The following is a 23,759-nucleotide window of genomic DNA, read 5'->3' as shown; positions in this document are numbered from 1 at the left end:
GGCGATTACTTCGGCGGCGGCAGGCACAGCACGTCGGCGTGGCCGATCCGCACCGCCAGCCGCTGTAGCCCCGCCTGCGCCCGCCGGTCCACCGCCCAGTCCAGCAGCTTCAACCGTTCCCGCCGCTCCCGGCTCATCGCCGCCTGCGCGTGGCCGCTGGCCACCGCCGCCGCCATCTCCGGCGCGCGCCGCGGAATGCGCCAGTCGCTCGGCGCGCGCTGCACGGAGTATCCGTGCGCCGCGAAGGCCGCCGCGATGACAGCGGGCGCCCGTGCGCCGAGCGCGATGCCGCCGAACCCCTTGTCGCGCTGCTGGTCGCGCGCGAAGCCGCGATTGACCAGCGCATCGGCGGGATGCGGCGGGTCGAAGCGCTCCCGCCCCGTGACGTTCAGCGCGGCGTAGAAGGGCAGGCGGTGCGCGGCGCAGCCTGCGGCGATCCGGGCCATCCAATCCTCGGACACCAGGTCGCACAAGGCCGTGTTCACCACCGCATCCACCTGGTGCAGCGGCAGCCCGGCCGGCGCATCGCGCAGATCCGCGATCAGCCCCTCCACCCGCCAGGCGCCGCCCGGCGCATGTACCAGCAGCGTCTTGCGGGAGGCGAAGGTGGCGGGCCAGCCCTGGTCCTCCGCATGGTCCGCGGTGGTGGCGAAGGCGCGGCTGAGCAGCCCGCCATCCGCATCCACCAGCGTCCAGGCCTGCGCCCGCCCGATCACCGGCGCCAGCCAGCGCAGCAAGGCCCCGGTGCCTGCGCCGAGGTCCATGATGCGCGGCCGCGCCGGCAGCACCGCCGCCAGCGCCTGTGCCAGCCCCAGGTTGCGCGCGGCCGCGTCATGCGGCTCGCGCAGTTCCAGCCAATCCCCGTCGAAGCTCTCAGCCATGCTCAGCCCGTGGCCTTTTCGAGTTCGGCCAGGAACGCCGCCGCGCGATCATCCCAGCGCGGCAGTTTCTGGCCGGCTGCCCAGGCGGCTTCCGCCATCTCCGCGCGCAGGTCCGTGTCGAAGATGGCGCGGCGCATGGCGCGGGACAGGGACACGTGATCCGCCGGCGGCGAGACGACCCCCGCCTCCATCGGCACCACCTCCGCGATCGCGCCGCCGGCGGTGATGGCGACCGGCACCCCGCGCGCCAGCGCCTCCGCCGCCGCCATGCCGTAGCCTTCCCAATGCGTCGCCAGCGCGAACAGGTCGGCGCCCGCCCACAGCGCGTCCAGCGCCTCCCCGGTCACCTCGCCCGCGAAGGCTACCCGAGATGTCAGCTTCAATTCCTCGACCAGCGCCAGCAGCCCATCGGCATGCACCTTGTCGCGCGGCGGGCCGACGATGGTCAGCGTCCAGTCCAAATCCGGAAGCAGGCCCAGTGCGCGCAGCAGCACGTCATGGCCCTTGCGCGGCACCAGCGTGCCGATGGCGAGGATGGCGCAGCCTGGCCCGCCGGACCCGGCGCTGCGTGGCGCCGCGTCGGTACCGGGCTCCACCACGCCGACGCGCGGGGGGTCCACGCCGAATTCCGGCTCCAGCCGCCGCGCCGTCAGGTTGCTGGTCGCGACCAGCCGGGCGAGGCGCGGGAACATCGCCTGCTCGGCCTCGCGCAGCGCATCCCGCACCGGCCCCGGATTGCCATGTTCCAGCGCCGTCGGGTGATGGATCAGCCCGACGGCACGGCGCCGCTCCAGAACATCGATCAGCGGCGCGAAGGCGGGCAGGCCAAGACCGTCGATGACGACGCGCGCTTCCGCGGGCACCGCATCCAGCGCATCGCGCGCGGCGGCCAGCGCCGCCTCGTCCGGCAGCGGATGCGCGCCGGCCAGTTCGACCACGCGCACCTCATGCCCCAGGCCGCGCCAGCCGGCGACGAGGCGCCGGTCATAGCCATAGCCACCCGAGATCGCCTCGAACGGCGCCGGGACGAGAAAATGGATCAGCAAGGTCAGACCGGTCCTTCGAACGCTGCCCAGGCGACGTGGCTTTCGCGCAGCAGGATCTTCAACCCGGTGACCGCCTTGCCGCCATCGCCCAGCACGCCGGTGCGGCAGGCCTCGGCCAGCAGGCCGTGGATGTGCAGGCACAAATATTCGGTGGTGGTGTTCTTGCCGGCGAAGACCGGCTCGGCATCCAGGTTGCGGTAGTCCATCGGCGCCAGGATGGCGCGCAGATGATCCTTGGCAAGGCCGATATCGACCAGCAGGTGCAGGTCATCCAGCTTCGGCGCGCGGAATTCGGCTTCCACCACGAAGGTCGCGCCATGCAGGCGCTGCGCCGGGCCGAAGGCCTCCCCGCGGAAGGAATGCGCGATCATGATGTGGTCGACGACCGTAAGGCTGAACATGCGGTGACTCACTCTATGGATAGATGACGACGGGGCAGAGCGGCTGATGTGCCCCCGATGGTGGCGACAGCAAGGCACCGAGTGCATGCGGCAGATCGGCGAAGGCGGTCTCCGGCCCGAGCAGCGCATCCAGCCGCGCATCCGCCAGCAGCGAAAGCGCCAGCGCCAGGCGCTCGCCATGCGTGCGCCGCCCGCGCATCGCCGGTGCCACATGGCCCACCTGCGTCGAGATCAGCACCAGCCGCTTGGCATGGAACGCCTCGCCCAGCGGCAACTCCACGCCGCGATCGCCGAACCAGGAGGCCTCGACCACCCGCCCCTCGAAGCCGCAGCGCGACAGCGCCAGGCGCAGGCCGTCGGCGCTCGCCGAGGCATGGATCACCAGGTCCCGCTCCGCCGGTGCATTCTCGGGCGCGCAGAACGCCGCGCCGAAGCTTTCGGCGATGGAGCGGCGGGAGGCATCGAGATCGCAGACATGCAGGTCGAGCCCCGGCATCCGGCCGAGCAGGTAGGTCACCAGAAGCCCCACCACGCCGGCGCCCACCACCAGCACGCGTTCGCCCACCAGCGGCCGCGCATCCCACAGGATGTTCACCGCGGTTTCCATGTTGGCGGCCAGCACCGCGCGCCGGTCCGGCACCGCATCCGGCACGGGGACGCACATGGCCGCCGGTGCGACGAAGGCATCGTGGTGCGGGTGCAGGCAGAATACGCGCCGTCCATGCAGATGCGCCGGCCCCGCCTTCACCATGCCGACCGCGGCATAGCCGTAGGACACCGGCGCCGGAAACTCGCCGTATTGCAGCGGCGCCCGCATCGCAGGCCACTGGCTTTCCGGCACGCGCCCAGCGAACACCAGCCGTTCCGTCCCGCGCGAGATGCCGCTGGCCGCGGTGACCACCAGCGCCTGGTCGGGGCCGGGAATCTCCAGCTCGTGCTCGCGCAGCTCGGCCTGGAACGGGCCGGTGATCCACAATGCCTGGGCCTTCATGCCACCTGGTTCCCCGGCTTGACGCGATCCAGCGCGATGTCGAACAGCATGTCGTCCCCGATCACATGCGGTGTCCAGCGGAAGCGCAGCCCGTCGCCGATGCAGGCGGCCTCGGGCAGGGTGAAGGCGGGAATGCCGGAGCCCAGGATCACCGGCGCCACCGTCAGGTGCAGCCGGTCCAGGCAGCCGGCGGCGAGGAAGGCCGAGACGGTGCGCCCGCCACCCTCCACGAAGATCTTTCCGAGTCCGCGTGCGGCAAGGTCGCGCAGCAGCCCCGGCAAATCCGGCTGCACCACCACCTCCGCCTGGCCATGGCGCGCGGCGCCGGGCAGGGAGGTCACCAGCAGCGTCGGCGCCGCACCGTCCGAAAACACCTTGTGCGTCACCGGCAGGCGGCGCTGCGGGTCCAGCACCACGCGCACCGGGTTCGGCCCCGCCACCTCCCGCGTCGTCAGCCGCGGGTCGTCATGGTGCACGGTGCCGGCGCCTACCAGCACCACGTCGCACAGCGCCCGCAGCCGGTGCGTGTGCAGGATATCGCCGCGCCCGCCGATCCATTGCGAGGCGCCGTTGGCGCAGGCGATGCGCCCATCCAGCGTCTGCGCCAGCCGGCCGATCACCACGCAGCCATCCGCCGCCGCGGCCGGCACCAGCAACGGCGCGAACAACGCGGCCAACGGCCCGGCACCGGGCACGCCACGGTGCCGCGCCTCCAGCAGCGCGGTCCATTCGGCGTCGGCAAGGGCGGAATCATCAGGCATGCGCGGGGCATCCCATGCCGCAACGGCAGGATTACGGCAATCTCACCGCGCGGCGACGCCGGGGAACAGCGGCAGCATCGCCTCCGCCGCCAGCCCCGCCAGCAGCGGCAGGCTGAAGCTCGCCGCCAGCCGCAGCAGGATGAAGCGCCCGCCGAGGATCGGCAATTCCCACGCCAGGGTCCGGTGCAGGCCGAGGATCGCCCAGCCGGAAATCAGCGCCACCATCTGCGACGGCCCGGCGCCGGCCTTCAGGAACCCCAGCACCAGCGGAAACGCCACGAACGGCCCGCCCGGCATCAGCCCGCCCGCCAGCGAGGCCAGCACGATGCCGCCGACGCCGCTCTCCGGCCCGAGCCAGGTTTCCGCCCAGCCCGCCGGGATCAACTCCGCCACGAAGGCCGCCATGGGCAGCGCCATCAGCATCACCGGCAGCACGCGCCCGAGCCCGCCGGTGGCATCCTGCACCGCGCGGCGTGCGACGGACGGGCTGCGCCGCAGGCACATCGCCAGCGCGCCCAGCGCCACCACCCAGATCGCGATCACGCCGAAGGTCATGGCGCCTGGTCCTTGAGCGGTGCGGCCTGCAATCCAGGCGCATCCGCCGGCGTCCAGCGAATCGGCAGCCAGCGCGCGAACAGCCCGGCCAGCACCGGCAGCGGCAGCCCGCACAGGAATCGCAGCAGGGCGAAATCAGGGCCGAGGATCGGCAGTTCCCACACCACGATCCGTTGGAAGCCGTTCAGCGACCAGGCCAGCACGAAGGCGATCAGCGCGCCGCGATCCGCCCCCGCCTGCGCCAGCACCAGCACGACGGGAAAGGCGGCCACCGGCCCGCCCGGCATCGCCATGCCCGCGGCCGTCGCCACCAGCAGCCCGCGCAGCCCGCTTTCCGCCCCCATCCAGCGCGCCAGCGCACCGGGCGGCACCAGTTGCCGGAGCGCAGCCGACAGCAGCAGCCCGCCGAGGATGGAGGGCAGCACCGTCAGCATCAGGTCCCAGGTGGCGCCCAGCGCATGCCACACGGCGGACTGGCCGCGCAGCAACAGCACCGCGATGCCGGAGGCCAGCGTCAGCGCGGAGATGACCAGGAATGTTGCATTGCGGCGGAACATGCGGGACCGCCAAGCTGCGCCCCCCCGTCATCCGCCGCAAGCCGTGCCCTCAGGCGCGGGAGGAGAGGGACAGCGGCCCGCCCCGCCCCTCCCGGTTCCGCCCCTGGTCGCCATAGGTGCCCGGCCCCTTCGGCCGGCTGGCCCCGGCGATGGTCTCGATGACGCGCGACTGCAGGTCGATCGCGCGTTCCAGCAGACGGCGATTCTCCGCCCCCAGGTCGCGCAGGCCGCCGGCCAGGGCTTCCGCCTGGGCGCGTTCAGCGCCCTCGGCGCGCGTGTTGGTCCGGCTCGCCGCGGCATAGGCGGCGGCGAAGGCGTCGGAGGCCTGCTGCTTCGGCAGCGAAAGCGCCCCGGCACGATTGAGGTCGAGCCGCGCCAGCGCCTCGTTCTCCGCGCGCAGGGCTTCCGCGAGGCGCTGGGCGGCGACGATCAGGGGCTGCATCATGGGGATGGTGTCTCCGTGTTCTGGGTCGTGCCGGGTTGCGCGCCGGCGATCCGCGTCAACTCGCGCAGCACCGCCTCGCCGATGCCGAGGCCGCCGATGCGCGAAAGATCTTTCGCGATGGCGTCCACCAGCATCGGGCGCCACTGCGCCTCCGCCGCGCCGCCACCGAAGGTGCCGCTGGTCCGGAGGCCCTGGAACATCGGCTGCAACAGGGCGCCGAGCGCCTGCGCCTCGAAGTTCCGGGCCGCCTGCCGCATCGCGGCGGGGCTGTTGCCGGCTGCGGGAAGTCGGACGGGTGCGACATCCATCAGCGCACCTCCAGCTCGGCCTGCAGGGCGCCCGCCGCCTTGATGGTCTGCAGGATGGTGATCATGTCCCGCGGCCCGACGCCCAGCCCGTTCAGCCCGCGCACCAGCTCCTCCAGCGTCACGCCGCCGCGCAGGATGCCGAGCCGCCGTTCCGCCTGGTCGTCCACCTGCACGTCGGTACGCGGCACCACCGCGGTCTGCCCGCCGGCCAGCGCATTGGGCTGCACCACCTGCGGCGTCTCCGTGATGCGGATGGTCAGGTTGCCCTGGGCGATGGCGACGGTCGAAAGCCGGACATTGGCGCCCATGACGATGGTGCCGGAGGCTTCCTCGATCACCACCCGCGCCACCTGGTCCGGCACCACGCGCAACTGCTCGATCTGCGCCAGGAAGCCGATGGAATCCCGCCCCGCCAGCGCCAGGCTGACGGTGCGCGGGTCCGTCGCGGTGGCAACCGTGCTGCCGGCGCTGGCGTTGATGGCGGCCGCGATGCGCCGCGCCGTGGTCAGGTCCGGGTTGCGCAGCGAAAGCCGCAGCTGGCTGGTGGCGGCGAAGCGGAACGGCACCTCGCGTTCCACCGTCGCGCCATTGGCGATGCGCCCGGCCGTCGGCACGCCGCGGGTGACGGACCCGGCCGCGCCCCGGGCGGAGATCGCGCCCGTCACCACCGGCCCCTGCGCCACCGCATACACCTCCCCATCCGCGCCCAGCAGCGGCGTCACCAGCAGCATCCCGCCGGTCAGGTTGGTGGCATCGCCGAGCGCGGACACCGCGATGTCGATGCGCCCGCCGGTGCGGGCGAAGGCCGGCAGGTTGGCGGTGACCATCACCGCCGCGACGTTGCGCGTATCCAGCTGGCGTTCCTGGTCGCGCGTGTTCACGCCCAGGCGCTCCAGCACGCCGATCAGCGATTGCCGGGTGAACACCGCGCTGCGCAGCCGGTCCCCGGTGCCGTTCAGCCCGACCACCAGCCCGTAGCCGACCAGCTGGTTCTCCCGCATGCCCTCGACATCGGCGATGTCCTTGATCCGCACCTGCTGGGCCAGCCCGTCACCCGGCGCCAGCGCCAGGGCGAGCATCAGCACGAGGCGACCCACGATCCTCATTCTCGGGCAAGGTTTTCCGGACAAGCTGACCTCCGCGCCCCGGGAGCCCGGGGGCGGGACGACCTTCGCAAGGCACGTGCCAGGGTTTGCGGGGGATCGGGCGGCAGGATGTGCCGGGATGGGGCAGGGGCTGCCGTGCCGCCCGGCAGGAAGGGATGCAGACCATGTCCATGGGTCCACTACGACCAACCGGGATCGGCGGCGTGGCCTCCGGCCGCCCCCGTCGCGGCGGCGCCGGCTTCGCCCTGCCCGGGCAGGCCGCGGAGGCCGGGGCGCCGCCCGAACTCTCCGCCACCGCCGCCACCGGCGCGCTGCTGGCTTTGCAGGATGCCGGCGCCGCGCCGCCGCCCGAGCCCCCCGCCACCCGCGCCCGCCGCCGCGCCGGCCAGGCGCTGGAGGAGATGCGCGGCCTGCAACTGGACCTGCTGCGCGGCGCCACGGACCCCGGCCGGCTGGACCGGCTGGAGCGTCTCGCCGCCGAAAGCCCGGCCGGGCTCGAGCCCGAGCTGGCCGCCCTGGTGCAGCAGGTGCGGCTGCGGGCGCGGCTGGAGATCGCGCGCAGAACCGTCGCGCAGGTTTAACGCAACTGAAAAGCGGGCGCAGATCAGACGCTTGCACCGAAACGAGGCCTTGCTTCCGCCCCATCCCCGCCACTATGGTCCGGCCGCTTCCGCCAGCCGGGCGCCGGGCCTGGGGTGGCAGAAGCTTGGGGACGTCCTGCCATGCTGGTGACCTTGCCGCCGGACTACCGTCCGATGAGCGACGAAGAGTTCATGAACCCCCTGCAGCTGGAGTATTTTCGGCAGAAGCTTCTGAAGTGGCGCAACGACCTGCTGCGGGAGGCCGGCGAGACCCTGACCTCCATGGGCCAGGGCGGCATCATCGAGGCCGACCTGACGGACCGCGCCAGCGTCGAGACCGACCGCGCCCTGGAACTGCGCACCCGCGACCGCGCCCGCAAGCTGATCTCCAAGATCGACCAGGCGCTGGAGCGGGTGGAGAACGGCACCTACGGCTATTGCGAGGAAACCGGGGAGCCGATCGGCCTCCGCCGCCTCGAAGCCCGCCCCATCGCCACCCTGTCGATCGAGGCGCAGGAGCGCCACGAGCGCATGGAGCGCGTCCACCGCGACGACTGACCCTAAGCCCTCTCCCCCCGGCGGGGGGAGAGGGTTGGGTGAGGGGGGCCTTACCCCACCCACCCCGGCGGCGCGTCATCCAGCCCCGGCGGCGGCCGGGCACCAGGGTCGCGCCGCGCCAGCCTGGCATCGTTCTCCGACACCTTGCCGACGCGGTTGTCCACCGGCCAGGCCACCAATTCCTCGGCCGGGCAGGGCACCAGCAACTCCAGCAGCTCCTCCGGCTCCGCCGGTTCCTCGCCCAGCCAGGCGTCCCAGACCTCGGGCGGCAGCACCACCGGCATGCGGTGATGCACCAGCGCCTGCTTCTCGTTGGCGTCGGTGGTGATCACGGTGAAGCTGCGCAGCCAGGCGCCATCCGGCTGCTTCCAGCCCTCCCACAGCCCGGCGACGGCCATCGGCATGCCATCCGCCTGGGCCACCGCATAGGCCTGCTTGGTGCCGTCCTCCGCCTTGCGCCATTCGTAGAAGGCATCCATCGGCACCAGGCAGCGGCGCTTGCGGAAGGCGTCCCGGAAGGATGGCTTCTCGGCGATGCCGTCCGCCCGCGCATTCATCAGCTTCGCGGCGTCCTTGGTATCCGCGGCCCAGCGCGGCACCAGGCCCCAGCGCAGCCGGTCCAGGTGCCGCTCGCCGCTCTCGGGATGCCGGCGCACCACCAGGCTGTCCTGCGTCACCGCGATGTTCCAGGAGGCGGCGTGGTTCGGCGTCGGGTTTACCGTGCCGAAATACTGCGCCAGCTCCGCCGGGCTGCGCTGCAACAGGTAGCGTCCACACATGGGCCTGAATGTCCTTGCCGAGGCGCCAGGATAACGCCCCGAAAGGTCCGCGGACAGCTTGCGGGGTTGCCGCAGGCGGCACAGGCGCTAAACAGGGCCGTCCAAGAACTTGCTGGGAGATGATAAAATGAAGAACCTCACCGCGGTGATGGCGCTCGGCCTTGCCGGCAGCCTGTCCCTCGCCGCCCCCGTCTCGGCTCAGGAGACCCTGCGCTTCATGACCGGCCCGCAGGGCGGCGCCTGGGTGCCGATTGCCGGCGCGCTGAAGAACATCTGGGAACGCGCCATCCCCGGCATCACCGTGCAGACCCTGCCGGGTGCCGGCGTCGCCAATGTCCGTGGCATCGGCGGCGGCCGCGCCAGCGTCGCCTTCGGCAACTCCATCAGCACCGTCGACGGCATCGCCGGCAACGCCCCCTTCCCGGAGAAGGTGAGCAATGTCTGCAACATCGGCTCGCTGTACCCGCAGTGGTTCCAGGTGATCGCGCTGGCCGATTCCGGCATCAACCGGATCGAGGACATGCGCGGCCGCCCGATCGCGCTGCAGCCGCGCGGCAACACGGCGGAAGTGGTCACGCAGCACATCCTGCAGGCCGCCGGCATGTCCTACAGCGACGTGCGCGCCAGCTTCCAGTCCAGCTACACCGATGCGGTGGGCCTGCTGCGGGACGGCCATGCGCAGGTCTTCACCCTCGGCACCACCATCCCGGCGAGCTCCGTGATGGACCTGGCCAGCGCGCGGCAGATGCGGATCATCGACCTGGCGCCCTATGTGGAGCGCATGCGCGCCATCAACCCGGGCTACCAGGGGGAGGCGCTGCCGGCCAACACCTATCCGCAGCAGCAGGGCACGCCGGTGCAGATCACCTACACCGCGCACCTGATCACCAACTGCGACCGCAACGAGGAGCAGGTCTACCAGATGGTGAAGCTGCTGTGGGACAACGTGGACACGCTGCGCAACATCGTCAGCGCCATGCGCAACAGCACGCCGGCGACCGCCGCGGCCGATATCGGCGTGCCGATGCACCCCGGTGCCGCCCGCTTCTACCGCGAAGCCGCTGCCCGCTGAGCCGCTGACCACCTGGGGCCTGCCGCAGCGGCAGGCCCCGACCGCCCATTCGATTAGGACCAGCGGATGACCTACGCGCGCGCCATGCACGGCCTGGCCGGCACCATCGCCGCGGCGATGGCGATCTACCACATGTGGGCCATCGCCCTGTCGCCGCCCGAGGCGGTGATCTTCCGCGGCACCCACCTGCTGTTCGCCATGTCGCTGGTCTTCATCATGTTCCCGCTGCGGAAGGGCCAGGATGGCGAACGCCGCGCGCCGGGACCGGAGGACTGGCTGCTCTGCGCCCTGTCCATCTGGGCCGTCGGCCGGCTGTTCGTGGAGTATGACTGGCTGGTCAACCGCATTCCCTACATCGACGACCCGCGCCCCGCGGACATCATCGGCGGCTGGCTGCTGACGGTCCTGATCCTGGAGGCGACGCGCCGCGTCATCGGCCTCGCCCTGCCGATCACCGCCAGCGTCTTCCTGGTGTGGTCCTACTTCTTCACCGACGTCGGCGCGCTGGCGATCCTGGACCAGCTGTACCTGACCACGGACGGCATCTTCGGCTCGACGCTCGGCGTCTCCGCCGGCTTCGTCGTGATCTTCGTGCTGTTCGGCTCGTTCATGGAGAGATCGGGAGTCGGCAAGCTGTTCATGGATTTCGCGCTCGCCCTGACCGGCCGCAGCAGCGGCGGACCGGGCAAGGTCGCCGTGGTGTCCTCCTCCCTGTTCGGCTCCGTCTCCGGCTCCGCCGTCGCCAACGTGATGGTGACGGGGCAGGTGACGATCCCGCTGATGAAGCGCAGCGGCTTCCGTCCGCAATTCGCCGCGGGCGTGGAGGCGGTGGCCAGCACCGGCGGGCAGATCATGCCGCCGATCATGGGGGCGGCCGCCTTCGTCATGGCGGAGTTCCTCGGCGTCTCCTACCTCCAGGTCGTCACCTGGGCGCTGATCCCGGCACTCCTTTATTATGTCGCCACCTTCGCCGCGGTGCATTTCGAGGCGAAGCGCGCCGGCCTCGCCGGCCTGCCGGACCACGAGGTGCCGCGCCTCGGCGACGTGATGCGCGAAAGCTGGCACCTGTTCCTGCCGATCCTGGTCATCATCATCGGCCTGTTCGGCGGCTATTCCGCGCCGCTGGTGGCGCTGGTCGCGACCCTGTCCTGCTTCCCGGCCGCCGCGCTGCGCGCCAACAGCCGCCACCATGTGACCCTCGGCGGGGTGTGGGATGCGATGCTGGACGGCGCGCGCAACTCGCTCGGCATCGCGATGGCCTGCGCCTGCGCCGGCATCGTCATCGGGCTGATCGCACTCACCGGCCTCGGCATCACCTTCACCCAGCTCGTCGTCAACGTCGCCAACAACAACCTGATCTTCGCGCTGATCCTGACCATGATGGCCGGCATCATCCTCGGCATGGGGATGCCGACCACGCCGGCCTACATCGTCATGGTCTCGCTGCTGGTGCCGGCGCTGATCGCCATGGGCGTGGTGGTGCCGGCGGCGCACCTGTTCGCCTTCTACTTCGCCATCCTGTCCGCCATCACCCCGCCGGTGGCGCTGGCGGTCTTCGCCGCCGCCGGCCTCGCCAAGACGGACATGTGGAGTTCCGGCTGGGCCGCGATGAAGATCGGCGCGGCCGGCTTCATCGTGCCCTTCATCTTCGTCTTCCAGCCCGCCCTGCTGCTGATCGGCACCTGGAGCGAGGTGATCTTCGCGGTCGCCAGCGCCACCGCCGGCTGCCTGCTGCTGGCTGCCTCGCTGCACGCCTACCTGCTGCGGCCGATGCCGATGTGGGAAAGGGTGGCGCTGTTCATCGCCGCCCTCGCCCTGATCAAGCCGGGCCTGCTGACGGACGGCATCGGCATCGTCTTCGGCGGCGGCGTGCTGCTGCTGCAATTGATCCAGCGCCGCCGGCCGGCCGTGATCTGAAGCATTGACGAGTCGGGCGGATACGCCTGACGACTCGGAGAATGCGCCAGATAAACCGGCTCAGAACGGCGAGACGATGTCCAGGAGCTGCTGCCCGATCCGCGGCGCCTGGACATCGGAGATGGTGCCCCGCCCGCCATAGGCGATCCGCGCCTCCGCCAGCCGGTCGTGCCGCACCGTGTTGTCGCTGCCGATATCCTGCGGCCGGATCACGCCCGTCACCTGCAGGTCGCGCAACTCATGGTTCACCCGCACCTGCTGCCGGCCGGCCACCACCAGGTTGCCGTTCGGCAGCGCCTGCGTGACGGTCGCTGCCAGCCGCAGCGTCACCGTTTCCGTCCGGCGGACGGAGCCGGTGCCGTTGGTGGTCTGCGCGCCGTTGGTCTGCACCAGGGCGGAGGGATCGATGGTGTTCGGCAGGATGCGCGTCAGCGAGGATTCCAGGCCGAACAGCCGCGGCAGGCCGATGGTATCCGTCCCCTCCCTCTCGCGCGCCGTGGTGTTCTGCAACTGCGCGGTGTCCTGGATGCTGACCAGCACCGTGATCAGGTCGCCCACCGCCGCGGCCCGCTGGTCGCGCAGGAAGGTGCGGCTGCCGGGGCGCCACAGGCTGTTGCCGCCATGGTTCGGCGTCTGCGCCGCCGGCATCGGCATCGACACCGGCTGGTAGCCCGGCGCGGCGGTCGGGTTGTCCATCGCCGCCATCATCGGGGCCCGCCCAACCTCCGAGAGGCGTTCACAGGCCGGCAGGGCCAGCAGCAGCACCAGGGCAAGGCGCCTCATCGCCCCGCCTCCACCCGCACCTGGCCCGGCCCCATCGCGCGCCCCTCCACGATGATCCGGCTGCCGAGATTCATCACCGGCACCACCGCCCCGCGCGCCGCGCCTTCCATGGCGCGCCCCTGCGCCGTGATGGCCAGCCCGCGTGTCTCGTAGTGCAGGGTCACCGTGGCACCGCGCTCGATCACGAGCGGCGGCGCCAGGCTCGCCAGCAGCAGCGGCTGCCCCGCCGCCGCCGGCCGCCGCAGCGCCTGTCCCACCGCCTGGTCGGCACGCTCCGCCGCACCGGGGCGGCCCTGGCTGGACGGCAGCCGCACCAGCCGCACATCCTCCGGCCGCAGCACCTCGCCCACCGCCATCCGCCGCACCGCGACCAGCACCGGATGCGTCGCCACCACGCGGCCCGCGAGCCGGATGCGCTGCGTCTTCATGCCCTCCGCCGTCACGGCGAGGCTGGCGCCGAAGCGTCCGCTGCCGGCCTCGTAGCGCGCCTGTTCCACCAGGATCTGCGGCAGGGCGGCGGGCGGCAGCAGCGGCGCGCTGAACCCACTCAGCACGAGGTCCGCCGCCTCCTCCACCCCCTGGGGCCCCAGCACCTGGCGCAGCGCATCCAGCACCTCCTCCTCCGTCAGGGCGCGGCCCGGCCGGTCCAGCACCACGCGATCGGCGCCGCCGCTGGGCTGCCAGGCGATGTCGTGCCGCCGGGCGATGGCGGCCAGTTGCGCCGCCTCCACCACCAGCCGCTGCCCCGGCGGCGGCGCCGGGCCGAGCGCCGTCGCGCCGCGCGCCCCCAGCCCGTCGAACAGGTCCTCCAGCCGCACGGTGGCGTCCTCCACCGTCGCGAAGGGCCGCAGCGTGGGCAGGTCCTGCGCCGCCGCCGGGGCGCCGAGGCAGAGCAGCAGCAGCAGCAGCCGGCGCATCATGCTCACCGCAGCCGCGACAGGGTGGAGAGCATCTCGTCGCTGGCCGAGATCACCTTGCTGTTCATCTCATAGGCGCGCTGCGCGGTAATCAGGTTGGTGATCTCCTGCACCACGTTCACGTTGCTGGTCTCGACGAAGCCCTGCAGCACCTGGCCGAAGCCCGGCGTGCCCGCCGCCCCCTGCTGCGCCGCGCCGGAGCCCGGCGTCGCCAGCAGCAGATTGTCGCCCACCGCCTCCAGCCCGGTCTCGTTGGCGAAGATGGCGAGCTGGATCTGCCCGACATTCTGCGGGTCCACCTGGCCGTCCAGCTTGGCCAGCACCTCGCCCGTCGCGTTGATGGTCACGTCGCGCGCCGCCGCCGGCACCGCGATGCCGGGCTGCACCACGTAGCCATCGGCCGTGACGATGATGCCTTCCGGCGACAGCGCGAAGGTGCCGTCGCGGGTATAGGCGGTCTCGCCGGAGGGCAGCGTGACCTGGAAATAGCCGTTGCCGCGGATCGCCATGTCGAAGCGGTTCTCGGTCTGCGACAGGCTGCCCTGTTCCGAGATCCGGTACACCGCCCCGGTCTTCACGCCGAGCCCGACCTGCGCGCCGGAGGGCAGCACGCTGCCGGTATCGGCGGACTGCGAGCCGACGCGGCGCATGTTCTGGTAGATCAGGTCCTGGAATTCCGCGCGCCGGCGCTTGTAGCCGGTGGTGCTCATGTTCGCTATGTTGTTGGAGATGACCTCGACGTTGGTCTGCTGGGCCATCATGCCGGTCCCGGCGATATGCAGGCTGCGCATTCTTCTTGTTCCTTTTTCTCTCCCTCTCCCCCCAATGGGGGGAGAGGGTCGGGGTGAGGGGGGCCGCGCCGCCGCGCTACTTCCGCCGCAATATCCGCTCCACCGCGCTGCCCAGCCGTTCGCCCTCGCGTTCCGCCATCTGCGCCACGAACTGGAATTCCCGCAGGTCCTCGGTCATCCGGGTCAGCTCGATCACCGGGCGGACGTTGCTGCCCTCCATCGCGCCCTGCACCACGCCGGGACGCTCCACCGCCTCGCCCGGCATGTCCTCCGGCGCCGCGAACAGCCGGTCGCCCTCCGCGTTCAGCCGCTGCCGGTCCTCGAACCGCACCACGCGCAACTGCGCCACCGGGCCGGTCTCGGTGCGCAGCGTGCCGTCGCCCATCACCTCGATCCGGCTGTCGCCCTCGGCGACGCGGATCGGCTGGCCGGTGGTGCTCAGCACCGGGTTGCCTTCGGCGTCCGCCACGCGTCGCTCATTGTCCAGCGTGAAGCGGCCGGCGCGGGTGAAGCGTTCGCCGCGCGGCGTCTCCACGGCGAAGAATCCCTCCGGCGCCGCCAGCGCCAGGTCCAGCGGGTTGCCGGTGGCGGCCAGCGGCCCCGGCGCCGTGTCGCGCCAGGTGGCGCGGTCCTGCGCGAAGGCCAGGTCGCGGCCGCCGGAGGGGACCGCCGCATCCAGCTGCCGCTCCAGCACCGTGCCGAACAGCGGCCGCGCGGCGCGGAAGCCCGGCGTATCGGCGTTGGCAATGTTGTTCGCCGTCACCGCCGAGGCGCGGCTCTGCGCCACCAGGCGCGACAGGACGATGTAGCCGGGGCTGTCCATGGGTCGATCAGGCTCCGCGTTCCGCCAGGCACAGGGCAAGCCGTGTGCCAGCCGGTGCGCGCCCGGGCCGCGCAGCTTCTGCCGCCCGTCCGGCAGAATTCGCCGCCACCCGGCAAACACCGGTCGCTTTAACCCTCCCTCAAGCCCGCTGCGTCATGGTGCCCGGAGGACGACGCGACACGGACACGGCAGGAAGGCTCGGACGGACGAATGGCGGCGGCAGCCAAGATGGATGCGGCGGCGGGGGCGGCCCCGGCCGACCCGAAGAAAGGCGGCGGCAGGAAGAAGCTGCTGCTGATCCTGCTGCCCGTCCTGTTGCTCGGCGCCGGGGCCGGGCTGTGGTTCAGCGGCATCCTGCCCGGCCTGCTCGGCCTGAACGCGGAACCGCCCGCCGCCGAAACCCCCGCCGAGCCCGCGCCGCCACCGCGCAGCCCGCCCGCCTTCGTCGAGCTGCCGGAAATCATCACCAACCTGAACGCGCCAGGCCGCCGCCCGGTCTTCGTCCGCCTGCGCGCCAAGCTCGAGATCAGCAAGGCAGAGGACGCGGCCGCGGTGACCGCGGCGATGCCGCGCCTGCTCGATCTGTTCCAGACCTACCTGCGGGAGGTGCGGCCGGATGAGCTGCGCGGCAGCGCCGGCACGCACCGGCTGCGGGAGGAGTTGATCGCCCGCGCCACGCTCGCCGCCCATCCGGCCCGCATCACCGACGTGCTGTTCCTGGAAATGCTGGTCCAATGAGCGGCACGCCGGAGGAGGACGAACTCGCCGCCGCCTGGGGCGCCTCGGTCGATGCCGCCGGCGCGCCCGACCCCTTCGACGATGCGCCCGCCCCCGGCCCGCCGCCCGCCGATGCCGCGCGCGTGCTCAACCAGGCCGAGATCGACAGCCTGCTGGGCTTCGAGAACGGCCCCTCCGGCGACGATGCCGAAAGCGGCATCGAGCGCATCATCTCCGCGGGCCTGATCGCCTATGAACGCCTGCCGATGCTGGAGATCGTGTTCGATCGCCTGGTCCGGCTGATGTCCACCACGCTGCGCAACTTCACCTCCGACAATGTCGAGATCAGTATCGACGCGATGACGTCGCTGCGCTTCGGCGACTACCTGAACTCCATCCCGCTGCCCGCCATGCTGGCGGTCTACAAGGCGGAGCAGTGGGACAATTACGGGCTGGTCGTGGTCGACAGCAGCCTGATCTATTCGGTGGTGGACGTGCTGCTCGGCGGCCGGCGGGGCACCGCCGCCATGCGCATCGAGGGCCGGCCCTACACCACCATCGAGCGCACGCTGGTCGAGCGCCTGATCACCGTGGTGCTCGGCGACCTGCGCGCGGCCTTCGAGCCGCTGTGCCCGATCGACTTCCGCTTCGACCGGCTGGAGGTCAATCCGCGCTTCGCCGCCGTCTCCCGCCTGTCGAACGCCGCCGTGCTGGCCCGGCTACGGGTGGACATGGAGGATCGCGGCGGCCTCATCGACATCCTGCTGCCCTATGCGACGCTGGAGCCGGTGCGCGAATTGCTGCTGCAGCAATTCATGGGCGAACGCTTCGGCCGCGACAGCATCTGGGAAACCCACCTGGCGGAGGAACTGCGCCAGACCGAGGTGGCGCTGGACGTGGTGCTGGATGAGCAGACCATGCTGCTGTCGCAGGTGCTGCGGCTGAATGTCGGCGATCGCCTGATGCTGGCCTCGCCCTCCGGCGCGCCGGTGCGGCTGCGCTGCGGCGACGTGCCGCTGTTCGAGGGGCAACTCGGCCGGCGGGAGAATCGCCTCGCCGTGCGCATCGACAATGGGCGGGAGGTATCGCCGGCGGCGATCCAGGCCCGGCTGGAGGGACGCGGCGCATGAGCCTGATCGAGTGGGCCGCCCAGGGCGCGCTGCTGCTGCTGCTGGCCATCGCGGTGCCCTTCGGCTGGCGGCTGGAACGCCAGATCGCCGCGCTGCGCCGCGAGGGTGCCGCGATGGAGGCCGGCGCCGCCGGCATCTCCGCCGCGGGGGATGCGGCGGAGGCCACGCTGGCGCGGCTGCGCGCCACCGCCGAACAGGCCGGCCGCAACGTCGCCGAGCGCGTGGCGGAAGCGACGCCGCTGCGCGAGGATCTGCGCTTCCTGACGGAACGCGCGGAGATGCTGGCCGACCGGCTGGATGGCCTGGTGCGCCAGGCCCGCCCGGCCGCCGCCGAACCGCCGCCCGCCGCCGGCCCCGCGCCGCGCAGCGAGGCCGAGCGCGAATTGTTGCGGGCGCTGCGGGGTGGCCGATGACGATCCCGCGCCTCCGCCTGCTGCCGGTCTGCTTCGGCCTGATGGCGCTGCTCGCCGTGGTCAAGGCGGAACGCCTGTGGCGCGCGGGCGAGGTGGCGTGGCCGGGGATCGCCCAGGCTCAGGCCCAGGCGCCCCAGTCCCAGGCGCCCCAGTCCCAGGCGCCCCAGGCCCAGGCGCCCACAACGCCGCCGGCCGCCGCCGCGCCGGCTGCGGCGCCGCCACCCACGTCGCCCGCACCCGCCGCCGAACAGGCCGCGGAACGCGCAGTGCTGGAGCAGTTGCGCGCCCGCCGCGCCGCGATCGAGCAGCGGGAGGCGCAGGCCGTCGCCCGCGAAACCCTGGTCGCCGCCGCCGAGCGCCGCCTGGCCCAGCGCGTCGAGGAACTGGTCGCGCTGCAACGCCGGCTGGAGGCGATGGAACAGGACCGCGCGACCCGCGAGGAAGCCGGGATGCGGGGCCTGGTGAAGCTCTACGAAGGCATGCGGCCGCGCGACGCGGCGGTGATCTTCGACGAGCTGGAAATGCCCGTCCTGGTCCGGCTGATGGACCAGATGCGGGAAGCGAAGGCCGCACCGGTGATGGGCGCCATGCGCCCGGACCGGGCGCGGCTGCTGACGGCGGAGTTGGCGCGCCTGCGCGCCGGCCGCGTCGCGGCACAGTAGGTGGCGCCAGGATGGCGGATGGATCGGTTGAAAGGGCGCATGGCCAGATGGACAAGAACACGTCGGTCCTCATCGTGGACGACTACAAGACGATGCTGCGGATCATCCGCAACCTGCTGAAGCAGCTCGACTTCGAGAATGTCGAGGAAGCGATGGACGGGACGGAGGCGCTGGCCAAGATGCGCGCCGGCAATTTCGGCCTGGTCATCAGTGACTGGAACATGGCGCCGATGACGGGCCTCGACCTGCTGAAGGAGGTGCGCGCCGACGCGCGGCTGAAATCCACCCCCTTCATCATGATCACCGCCGAGAGCAAGACGGAAAACGTGGTCGCCGCCAAGCAGGCCGGCGTCTCCAACTACATCGTCAAGCCCTTCAACGCCGAGACGCTGCGCGGCAAGATCGAGAAGGTGATGGCGAATGCCTGACGGAATCATCGCGCCCGTGGACCCGGAGGCGGCGCGGATCGTCGCAGGCGATGCGCGCATCGACGCGGCCGTGCGCGCCGTGCTCGGCAGCATGTCCGGCGACCTGACGCTGGTCGAGGCCTCGCTGCTGGCGGAGCTGGAAGGGCTCGGCCGCACCGTGGCGCGCGCCAAGCAGGAAATCGCCTCGCTGCAGGTCGAGGACATCACCATCAGCCACATCCCGACGGCGACGGATGAGCTGGATGCGATCGTCGGCCACACCGCCGCCGCGACCAACGAGATCCTGGATGTGTGCGAGACGCTGGAAGGCGTCGCCGCGCGCGTCGGCGGGGCGGAGGCGGAGGCGCTGGGCACCGCCGTCACCCGCATCTACGAAGCCTGCAGCTTCCAGGACATCACCGGCCAGCGCATCGGCAAGGTGGTCTCGGCACTGAAGGCGATCGAGGCGCGGGTTGCGCAGGTCACCTCCCGTTTCGGCGCCGCCGCCGCCCATGGGCCACCACCCGACCCTTCGCCGGCCCCGCCCGCGGAGCCCGAAACCGAGGGCCGCCGCCTGGCGCATGGCCCGCAGCTTCCCGGCGCCGGCGTCAGCCAGGCCGATATCGACAAGCTGCTGGCGGATTTCGACTGACCATGGCGCGGCACGGGAAGGGCAGGCGGATGTTGCGTGGCCTTTCCGGCGCGGCCGGCCTCGCCCTGGCCCTCCTGGTCGCGGCCCCTGTCCTGGCGCAGGACCGGGTCGGCGTGCGCGTCGGTGACCATCCCGGCTTCGGCCGGGTGGTGTTCGACTGGCCCGCCACGGTCGACTACCGCGTGGAGGAAAGCGAGGGCCGCATCGTCCTGCACTTCGCCAGCCCCGCCGCCTTCGACCTGGCCGCAGCGCGGCGCCCGGTCCGCAACCTGCGCGGCCTGACCTCGGACGGCGCCCGCGCCGAGATCACCACCGCGCCCGGCACGCGCCTGCGACATTTCCGGCTCGGCAACCGCGTGGTGCTGGACCTGCTGGATGCCAGGCGCGACACGCCCGCCGCATCAGCCCGCCCGGCGCAAAATGTGGCGCCACCGGCAGGGTCCGTTGCACCGGCCGCCCGCCCGGCACCGGCCGGGAACGCGCCCTTCCAGCGCGCCGTGCCGCCGCCCGCCGAGGCACCCGTCATCGTGCAGGCCGCACCGCGGGAACCGGTGTCCGTGCAACCGCTGGCGCCGCCCGCCCCGTCGCCAGTCCCCGCACCTGTGACATCGCCCGCCGCCACGCCCGGCCTCGCCATCCGCCTGCTGCCCGGCCCCACGCTGTCCATCCCGGCCGGCGCGGAGACCGGTGCCGCGCTGTTCCGCCGCGGCGGCCTGTGGATGCTGGTGCTGGACCAGCCGCAGCCGCTCGACCTCACGGCACTCCGCGCCGATCCAACCTTCGCCAATGCCGAAACCAGCAGCGGCCCGCAGGCGACGACGCTGCGCCTGCCGGCCGCGGCCCTGCCCAATCCGCGCCTGCGGCGGGAAGGCCAGGCCTGGCTGCTCGACCAGCCCGCCGGCGAGGTCGCGCTGCGCGCCATCCTGCCGGAGGTCGAACCCGGCCCGCCGATCCGCCTGGTCTTGCGCGCCACACGCGGCCTCGGCAGCGTCTCCGTCCTCGACCCGGAGACCGGCACCTCGCTGCTGGTCGGCACCGTCCGGGACGGGGCGGAAGCCGTGCCCGCCGGCCGCCGCGCCGCGATCTTCGAATTGCTGCCGACCCGCCTCGGCGCCGCGCTGCTGCCGCGCGCCGATACCGTGACGCTGCGGGTGCTGGAAGGCCGCTTCGTGGCCGGCGCCGCGCCCGGCGCGGAGCTGGCGCTCGGCCCCGAGACGCCGGGCGCCGCCGCGGCCGCCGCGTCCATGACCCGCATCTTCGACCTGCCGGCCGAGTCGCTGACCGCGCTGCAGGAACGTGCCCGCGGCGCCACCGCCGCCGTGGCCGCCAGCCCGCCGCTCGGCCGCGGCCCGCCCCGGTTGCAGGCGGCGGAAGCCCTGCTGGCGCTGGGCCTGCCACAGGAAGCGCAGGCCATGGTGGGCCTGGCGACGCGGGAGGATCCGGCGCTGGCCGAAACCCCGCGCGCCCGCGCCCTGGCCGGCGCCACCGCCCTGCTGTCCGGGCGCCTGGCGGAAGCCGGCGGCCTGGACCACCCGCGCCTGCCCGAAAACGACGAGGTGGCGCTGTGGCGCGGCCTGCTCGCCGCCGCGCGCGGCCAGGATGGCGCCGCCGCCGTCGCCGCCGGCCTGCCGCTGCTGCTGGCCTACCCCGAGCCGTTGCAGGCCCGCCTCGCGCCCCTGGCGGCGGAGGCGCTGGCCGCCGGGGGCGAGCCCGCCGCCGCCCGCCGCCTGCTCGCGGCGCGGGACCAGGAGGATCCGCCCCTGGCGCTCGCCCGTGCCCGCATCCTGGAAGCCGAGGGCGCCACGGCCCCGGCGCTGGCCGCCTACGACGCCCTGGCCGCCGGCCGCGACCGCCGGGCGCGGGCCATCGCCATGCGCCGCGCCGCCGAACTGCGGCTTGCAACCGGCCTGATCGACGCCGCCGGCGCCGCCGCCGCGCTCGAAGCCACCCTCGCCGCCTGGCGCGGCGATGCGCTGGAGACCGAGGGCCGGTCCCGCCTCGCGGAGCTGCGCCAGCAGGCCGGCGACTGGCGCGGCGCCTTCGACCTGCTGCGGGAGACGGCGGCGATCTTCCCCGACCTCGCCCCCGGCCTGCGGGAGCGGCAGGTCGCCGCCCTGCTCGGCGCGCTGGACAAGGCGCCGCCGCTGGAAGCGGTGGTCCTCTACGACGCCCATGCGGAGATGCTGCCGCCGGGCGAGGCGTCCGAACGGGCCCTTGGTTCGCTGGCGGACCGGCTGGCGGCGCTGGACCTGCTGGACCGCGCCAGCCACGTGCTGCGCGGCGCCATCGCCCGCGCCCCGGATGCCGAGGCGCGCGGCCGCATCGGCGCCCGCCTCGCCGGCCTTGGCCTGGCGGCCGGCGACCACCCGGCGGCGCTGGCCGCGCTTGCCGATACGGCGGGGGAGGGGCTGTCGCCCGATCTCACCCGGCAGCGTCACCTGCTGGAGGCCCGTGCCCTGGCGCGTGCCGGGCGGGTGCCGGAGGCGGTTGCGCGATACCGCGCCGCAGGCCCCGCGGCGGCGGCCGAACTCGCGACGCTGCTGGAGGAGAAGCAGGATTGGCCGGGTGCCGCCGCCGCACTGCGCCAGCACCTGGATGCCGTGGCCCCGCCGCCGCCCGCGCCGCTCCTCGCCGAACACCAGCCCCTGGTCGCCCGCCTGGCGGCGCTGCTGACGCTGGCCGGCGACGATTCGGCGCTGGCGGCGTTGCGGGCGGAAGAACAGGGCCGCATGGGCGGCACGCTCTCGGACGCCTTCACCCTGCTCACGGCGGACCGCGTCGCCGGCCTGTCCGACCTGCCACGCCTGGGCCGGGAGCTTGATGTCGCGCGCGGCCTGCCCTCCCGACTGGACGGGTTTCGGAGCGAAACCCCTGTGACAAGATGATCTTCCGGCGACCCCCCGGGGGGGGCCGGAGCGTTTACCGGTCCCCCCCGGGGGGGGACCATGTTTTTTTGCGGCGTTCGGTCCCGATTTCGCTTGCACCCCCCCCGGCTTTGCCCCATATGCCGCCGCCTTGACCCGATCTGCTTTGAACAGCCGCACTCCCGCGGCGAGCGATCATCCCGGTCATCTGCTGGCTGGAAGGAGCCCTGAACATGGAAGCTCTCGTCCAACTGGGGATGGTCTCGGATCTCCCGAGCGACGCCCAGATTGATGAGAACCGCTCGGCGGAAACGAAGGACTATTTCGTCCATCGCAACGGCGTGCGGTATGCGGGAACGCATCTGATCATCGACCTGTGGGGGGCGACGAATCTCGACGACCCCGACCATATCGACGCGGTGCTGCGCGAGGGCGCGCTGGCCACCGGCGCCACCATCCTGCACGGCCACTTCCACCACTTCTCCCCGAATGGTGGCGTCAGCGGCGTGCTGGTGCTGGCCGAAAGCCATGTGTCGATCCACACCTGGCCGGAACGCGACTACGCGGCGCTCGACATCTTCGTCTGCGGCGACTGCGACCCCTACAAGGCGCTGCCGGCGCTGAAGAAGGGCTTCCTTGCCGAGCGCGTGCAGCTTGCCGAGCACAAGCGCGGCCTGATCGGCTGATCCCGGCCCCCAGGGGCCGGACGGGTTCGGGGCGGACCGCAGGGTCCGCCCTTTTTTCGCGTGCGGAGAGCGACGATGGCCGACGAGACCTGGGTGAACGAGACGCTCTACGCCGAATGGGGCCAGCGCTTCCTGGTGAAGCGCGACCTGGCGCATGTGAAGTCGGAGTTCCAGGACATCCGCATCTTCGAAAGCCACCTGCATGGCCGCGTCATGCTGCTGGACGGCGTGGTCCAGATCACGGAGGCGGATGAGTTCGTCTACCAGGAAATGCTCGCCCATGTGCCGCTGCTGGCGCATGGCGACGCGAAGCGCGTGCTGATCATCGGCGCCGGCGATGGCGGCGTGCTGCGGCGCGTGCTGCAGCACCGCACCGTCGAGCGTGCCGTGATGGTGGAAATCGACGGGGAGGTCATCCGCCTCGCCAAGGAACACCTGCCCGGCATCGGCGGCGATGCCTGGACCGACCCGCGCGCCACCGTCATCGTCGGCGACGGCATAGACCATGTCCGCCAGGCCGAGGCCGGCAGCTACGACGTGGTCATCGTCGACAGCACCGATCCCATCGGGGTGGGGGAGGTACTGTTCACCGACGAGTTCTACGCGAACTGCGCCCGCCTGCTGTCCGACCGCGGCCTGGTGGTGAACCAGTGCGGCGTGCCCTTCATGCAGGCGGAGGAACTGCGCCAGACCTCGCTCCGCCGCGCCAAATCCTTCCCCGACGTCTTCGCCTATGTCGCCGCCGTGCCGACCTATGTCGGCGGCTTCATGACGCTGGGCTGGGCCGCCAAGGATGCCGGCTGCCGGCATGTGGACGTCGCCGAGATCCGCCGCCGCGCCGATGTCGCCGGCGTGCTGGACACCACGCGCTACTGGACTCCCGAAATCCATGTCGGTGCCTTCAACCTGCCGCCCTACATCGGCATGCACCTGCCGCGGGGCTGACGGCGCGCAGC

28 protein-coding genes are annotated in these 23,759 nt (G+C 72.4%); 13 read left to right on the top strand and 15 right to left on the bottom strand.

The genetic code is table 11. The features are described 5' to 3' along the window. Nucleotides 1–5 precede the first annotated feature (5 nt). The 10 genes from ACFHPP_RS15765 to ACFHPP_RS15720 are packed head-to-tail and all read right to left on the bottom strand — an operon-like array spanning nucleotide 6 to nucleotide 7,051. Nucleotides 6–881: a class I SAM-dependent methyltransferase gene (locus tag ACFHPP_RS15765; protein ID WP_437164202.1), complete on the bottom strand. Its 876-nt coding sequence runs from the start codon at nucleotides 879–881 to the stop codon at nucleotides 6–8. A gap of 2 nt (nucleotides 882–883) precedes the next feature. Next, nucleotides 884–1,927 (bottom strand): glycosyltransferase family 4 protein, encoded by a 1,044-nt coding sequence (locus ACFHPP_RS15760; protein WP_437164201.1) that lies wholly within the window; start codon nucleotides 1,925–1,927, stop codon nucleotides 884–886. A gap of 2 nt (nucleotides 1,928–1,929) precedes the next feature. Then, nucleotides 1,930–2,328 (bottom strand): 6-pyruvoyl trahydropterin synthase family protein, encoded by a 399-nt coding sequence (locus ACFHPP_RS15755; RefSeq protein ID WP_437164200.1) that lies wholly within the window; start codon nucleotides 2,326–2,328, stop codon nucleotides 1,930–1,932. Nucleotides 2,329–2,341: 13 nt separating this feature from the next. Next, nucleotides 2,342–3,319: a zinc-dependent alcohol dehydrogenase gene (locus ACFHPP_RS15750; RefSeq protein WP_437164199.1), complete on the bottom strand. Its 978-nt coding sequence runs from the start codon at nucleotides 3,317–3,319 to the stop codon at nucleotides 2,342–2,344. Then, nucleotides 3,316–4,080, bottom strand: coding sequence for a RibD family protein (locus ACFHPP_RS15745; protein WP_437164198.1), 765 nt, complete (start codon nucleotides 4,078–4,080; stop codon nucleotides 3,316–3,318). Before ACFHPP_RS15745 ends, ACFHPP_RS15750 begins: the two co-directional genes overlap by 4 nt. 42 nt (nucleotides 4,081–4,122) lie before the next feature. Further along, the gene (locus ACFHPP_RS15740; protein ID WP_437164197.1) at nucleotides 4,123–4,635 is read right to left on the bottom strand and encodes a hypothetical protein; all 513 of its coding nucleotides are present in this window, start codon (nucleotides 4,633–4,635) and stop codon (nucleotides 4,123–4,125) included. Continuing rightward, a complete protein-coding gene (locus tag ACFHPP_RS15735; RefSeq protein ID WP_437164196.1) occupies nucleotides 4,632–5,192 on the bottom strand; it encodes a hypothetical protein in 561 nt (186 codons plus the stop codon). The genes ACFHPP_RS15740 and ACFHPP_RS15735 overlap by 4 nt, the downstream gene beginning before the upstream one ends. Before the next feature lie 49 nt (nucleotides 5,193–5,241). Continuing rightward, the gene (locus ACFHPP_RS15730; protein WP_437164195.1) at nucleotides 5,242–5,637 is read right to left on the bottom strand and encodes a hypothetical protein; all 396 of its coding nucleotides are present in this window, start codon (nucleotides 5,635–5,637) and stop codon (nucleotides 5,242–5,244) included. Then, complete coding sequence (locus ACFHPP_RS15725; protein WP_437164194.1) at nucleotides 5,634–5,945, bottom strand: rod-binding protein; 312 nt, start codon at nucleotides 5,943–5,945, stop codon at nucleotides 5,634–5,636. Before ACFHPP_RS15725 ends, ACFHPP_RS15730 begins: the two co-directional genes overlap by 4 nt. Further along, the gene (locus ACFHPP_RS15720) at nucleotides 5,945–7,051 is read right to left on the bottom strand and encodes a flagellar basal body P-ring protein FlgI (RefSeq protein ID WP_437164193.1); all 1,107 of its coding nucleotides are present in this window, start codon (nucleotides 7,049–7,051) and stop codon (nucleotides 5,945–5,947) included. Before ACFHPP_RS15720 ends, ACFHPP_RS15725 begins: the two co-directional genes overlap by 1 nt. 164 nt (nucleotides 7,052–7,215) lie before the next feature. Between ACFHPP_RS15720 and ACFHPP_RS15715 the strand changes: the two genes are divergently transcribed. Together ACFHPP_RS15715 and dksA are read left to right on the top strand one after the other, a co-directional pair. After that, nucleotides 7,216–7,632: a flagellar assembly protein FliX gene (locus ACFHPP_RS15715; protein ID WP_437164192.1), complete on the top strand. Its 417-nt coding sequence runs from the start codon at nucleotides 7,216–7,218 to the stop codon at nucleotides 7,630–7,632. A 144-nt stretch (nucleotides 7,633–7,776) separates the two neighbouring features. After that, nucleotides 7,777–8,190 (top strand): RNA polymerase-binding protein DksA, encoded by a 414-nt coding sequence (dksA, locus tag ACFHPP_RS15710; protein ID WP_430668136.1) that lies wholly within the window; start codon nucleotides 7,777–7,779, stop codon nucleotides 8,188–8,190. 50 nt (nucleotides 8,191–8,240) lie between these two features. Here the strand turns inward: dksA and ACFHPP_RS15705 are convergent, their stop codons facing one another. Further along, a complete protein-coding gene (locus tag ACFHPP_RS15705) occupies nucleotides 8,241–8,969 on the bottom strand; it encodes an SOS response-associated peptidase (RefSeq protein ID WP_437164191.1) in 729 nt (242 codons plus the stop codon). A gap of 127 nt (nucleotides 8,970–9,096) precedes the next feature. Here ACFHPP_RS15705 and ACFHPP_RS15700 point away from each other — a divergent pair, with 127 nt between their 5' ends. Together ACFHPP_RS15700 and ACFHPP_RS15695 are read left to right on the top strand one after the other, a co-directional pair. Next, nucleotides 9,097–10,041 carry a TAXI family TRAP transporter solute-binding subunit gene (locus tag ACFHPP_RS15700; RefSeq protein WP_437164190.1) on the top strand — a complete coding sequence of 315 codons (945 nt, stop codon included), beginning with the start codon at nucleotides 9,097–9,099 and terminating at the stop codon, nucleotides 10,039–10,041. Between the two features lie 66 nt (nucleotides 10,042–10,107). Continuing rightward, nucleotides 10,108–11,958 (top strand): TRAP transporter permease, encoded by a 1,851-nt coding sequence (locus ACFHPP_RS15695; RefSeq protein WP_437164189.1) that lies wholly within the window; start codon nucleotides 10,108–10,110, stop codon nucleotides 11,956–11,958. Between the two features lie 60 nt (nucleotides 11,959–12,018). Here the strand turns inward: ACFHPP_RS15695 and flgH are convergent, their stop codons facing one another. From flgH to ACFHPP_RS15675, 4 genes are all read right to left on the bottom strand, one after another. After that, nucleotides 12,019–12,741, bottom strand: a complete 723-nt coding sequence (gene flgH, locus ACFHPP_RS15690; RefSeq protein ID WP_437164188.1) for a flagellar basal body L-ring protein FlgH — start codon at nucleotides 12,739–12,741, stop codon at nucleotides 12,019–12,021. Continuing rightward, a complete protein-coding gene (gene flgA / locus ACFHPP_RS15685; protein WP_437164187.1) occupies nucleotides 12,738–13,661 on the bottom strand; it encodes a flagellar basal body P-ring formation chaperone FlgA in 924 nt (307 codons plus the stop codon). The genes flgH and flgA overlap by 4 nt, the downstream gene beginning before the upstream one ends. 2 nt (nucleotides 13,662–13,663) lie before the next feature. Next, nucleotides 13,664–14,449, bottom strand: a complete 786-nt coding sequence (gene flgG, locus ACFHPP_RS15680; protein ID WP_437164186.1) for a flagellar basal-body rod protein FlgG — start codon at nucleotides 14,447–14,449, stop codon at nucleotides 13,664–13,666. Nucleotides 14,450–14,525: 76 nt separating this feature from the next. Next, complete coding sequence (locus ACFHPP_RS15675; protein ID WP_437164185.1) at nucleotides 14,526–15,272, bottom strand: flagellar hook basal-body protein; 747 nt, start codon at nucleotides 15,270–15,272, stop codon at nucleotides 14,526–14,528. Between the two features lie 210 nt (nucleotides 15,273–15,482). On the opposite strand from ACFHPP_RS15675, the gene ACFHPP_RS15670 reads away from it, so the two are divergent. From ACFHPP_RS15670 to speE, 9 genes are all read left to right on the top strand, one after another. After that, nucleotides 15,483–16,010, top strand: a complete 528-nt coding sequence (locus ACFHPP_RS15670; RefSeq protein WP_437164184.1) for a flagellar basal body-associated FliL family protein — start codon at nucleotides 15,483–15,485, stop codon at nucleotides 16,008–16,010. After that, a complete protein-coding gene (gene fliM, locus ACFHPP_RS15665) occupies nucleotides 16,007–17,119 on the top strand; it encodes a flagellar motor switch protein FliM (RefSeq protein WP_437164183.1) in 1,113 nt (370 codons plus the stop codon). The genes ACFHPP_RS15670 and fliM overlap by 4 nt, the downstream gene beginning before the upstream one ends. Next, the gene (locus tag ACFHPP_RS15660) at nucleotides 17,116–17,532 is read left to right on the top strand and encodes a DUF6468 domain-containing protein (protein WP_437164182.1); all 417 of its coding nucleotides are present in this window, start codon (nucleotides 17,116–17,118) and stop codon (nucleotides 17,530–17,532) included. Before fliM ends, ACFHPP_RS15660 begins: the two co-directional genes overlap by 4 nt. After that, complete coding sequence (locus ACFHPP_RS15655; RefSeq protein ID WP_437164181.1) at nucleotides 17,529–18,194, top strand: MotE family protein; 666 nt, start codon at nucleotides 17,529–17,531, stop codon at nucleotides 18,192–18,194. Before ACFHPP_RS15660 ends, ACFHPP_RS15655 begins: the two co-directional genes overlap by 4 nt. A 47-nt stretch (nucleotides 18,195–18,241) precedes the next feature. Next, nucleotides 18,242–18,622 (top strand): chemotaxis response regulator CheY, encoded by a 381-nt coding sequence (locus ACFHPP_RS15650; RefSeq protein WP_430667954.1) that lies wholly within the window; start codon nucleotides 18,242–18,244, stop codon nucleotides 18,620–18,622. Then, nucleotides 18,615–19,253, top strand: coding sequence for a protein phosphatase CheZ (locus ACFHPP_RS15645; protein WP_437164180.1), 639 nt, complete (start codon nucleotides 18,615–18,617; stop codon nucleotides 19,251–19,253). The genes ACFHPP_RS15650 and ACFHPP_RS15645 overlap by 8 nt, the downstream gene beginning before the upstream one ends. A gap of 29 nt (nucleotides 19,254–19,282) precedes the next feature. Next, entirely contained in the window at nucleotides 19,283–22,138 is a 2,856-nt protein-coding gene (locus ACFHPP_RS15640) for a hypothetical protein (RefSeq protein WP_437164179.1), read from the top strand. A 212-nt stretch (nucleotides 22,139–22,350) separates the two neighbouring features. Beyond that, on the top strand, nucleotides 22,351–22,803 hold the full coding sequence (gene speD / locus ACFHPP_RS15635) for an adenosylmethionine decarboxylase (RefSeq protein WP_430667951.1): 453 nt from the start codon (nucleotides 22,351–22,353) through the stop codon (nucleotides 22,801–22,803). 75 nt (nucleotides 22,804–22,878) lie between these two features. Further along, on the top strand, nucleotides 22,879–23,748 hold the full coding sequence (speE, locus tag ACFHPP_RS15630) for a polyamine aminopropyltransferase (protein WP_437164178.1): 870 nt from the start codon (nucleotides 22,879–22,881) through the stop codon (nucleotides 23,746–23,748). The last annotated feature ends 11 nt before the right edge of the window (nucleotides 23,749–23,759 follow it).

The sequence above is a fragment of the Falsiroseomonas sp. E2-1-a20 genome, assembly GCF_051433195.1.
Lineage (GTDB): Bacteria > Pseudomonadota > Alphaproteobacteria > Acetobacterales > Acetobacteraceae > Falsiroseomonas.
The sequence above is the reverse complement of the archived record's forward strand: the minus strand, read 5'-3'. Positions and strand labels throughout refer to the sequence as shown.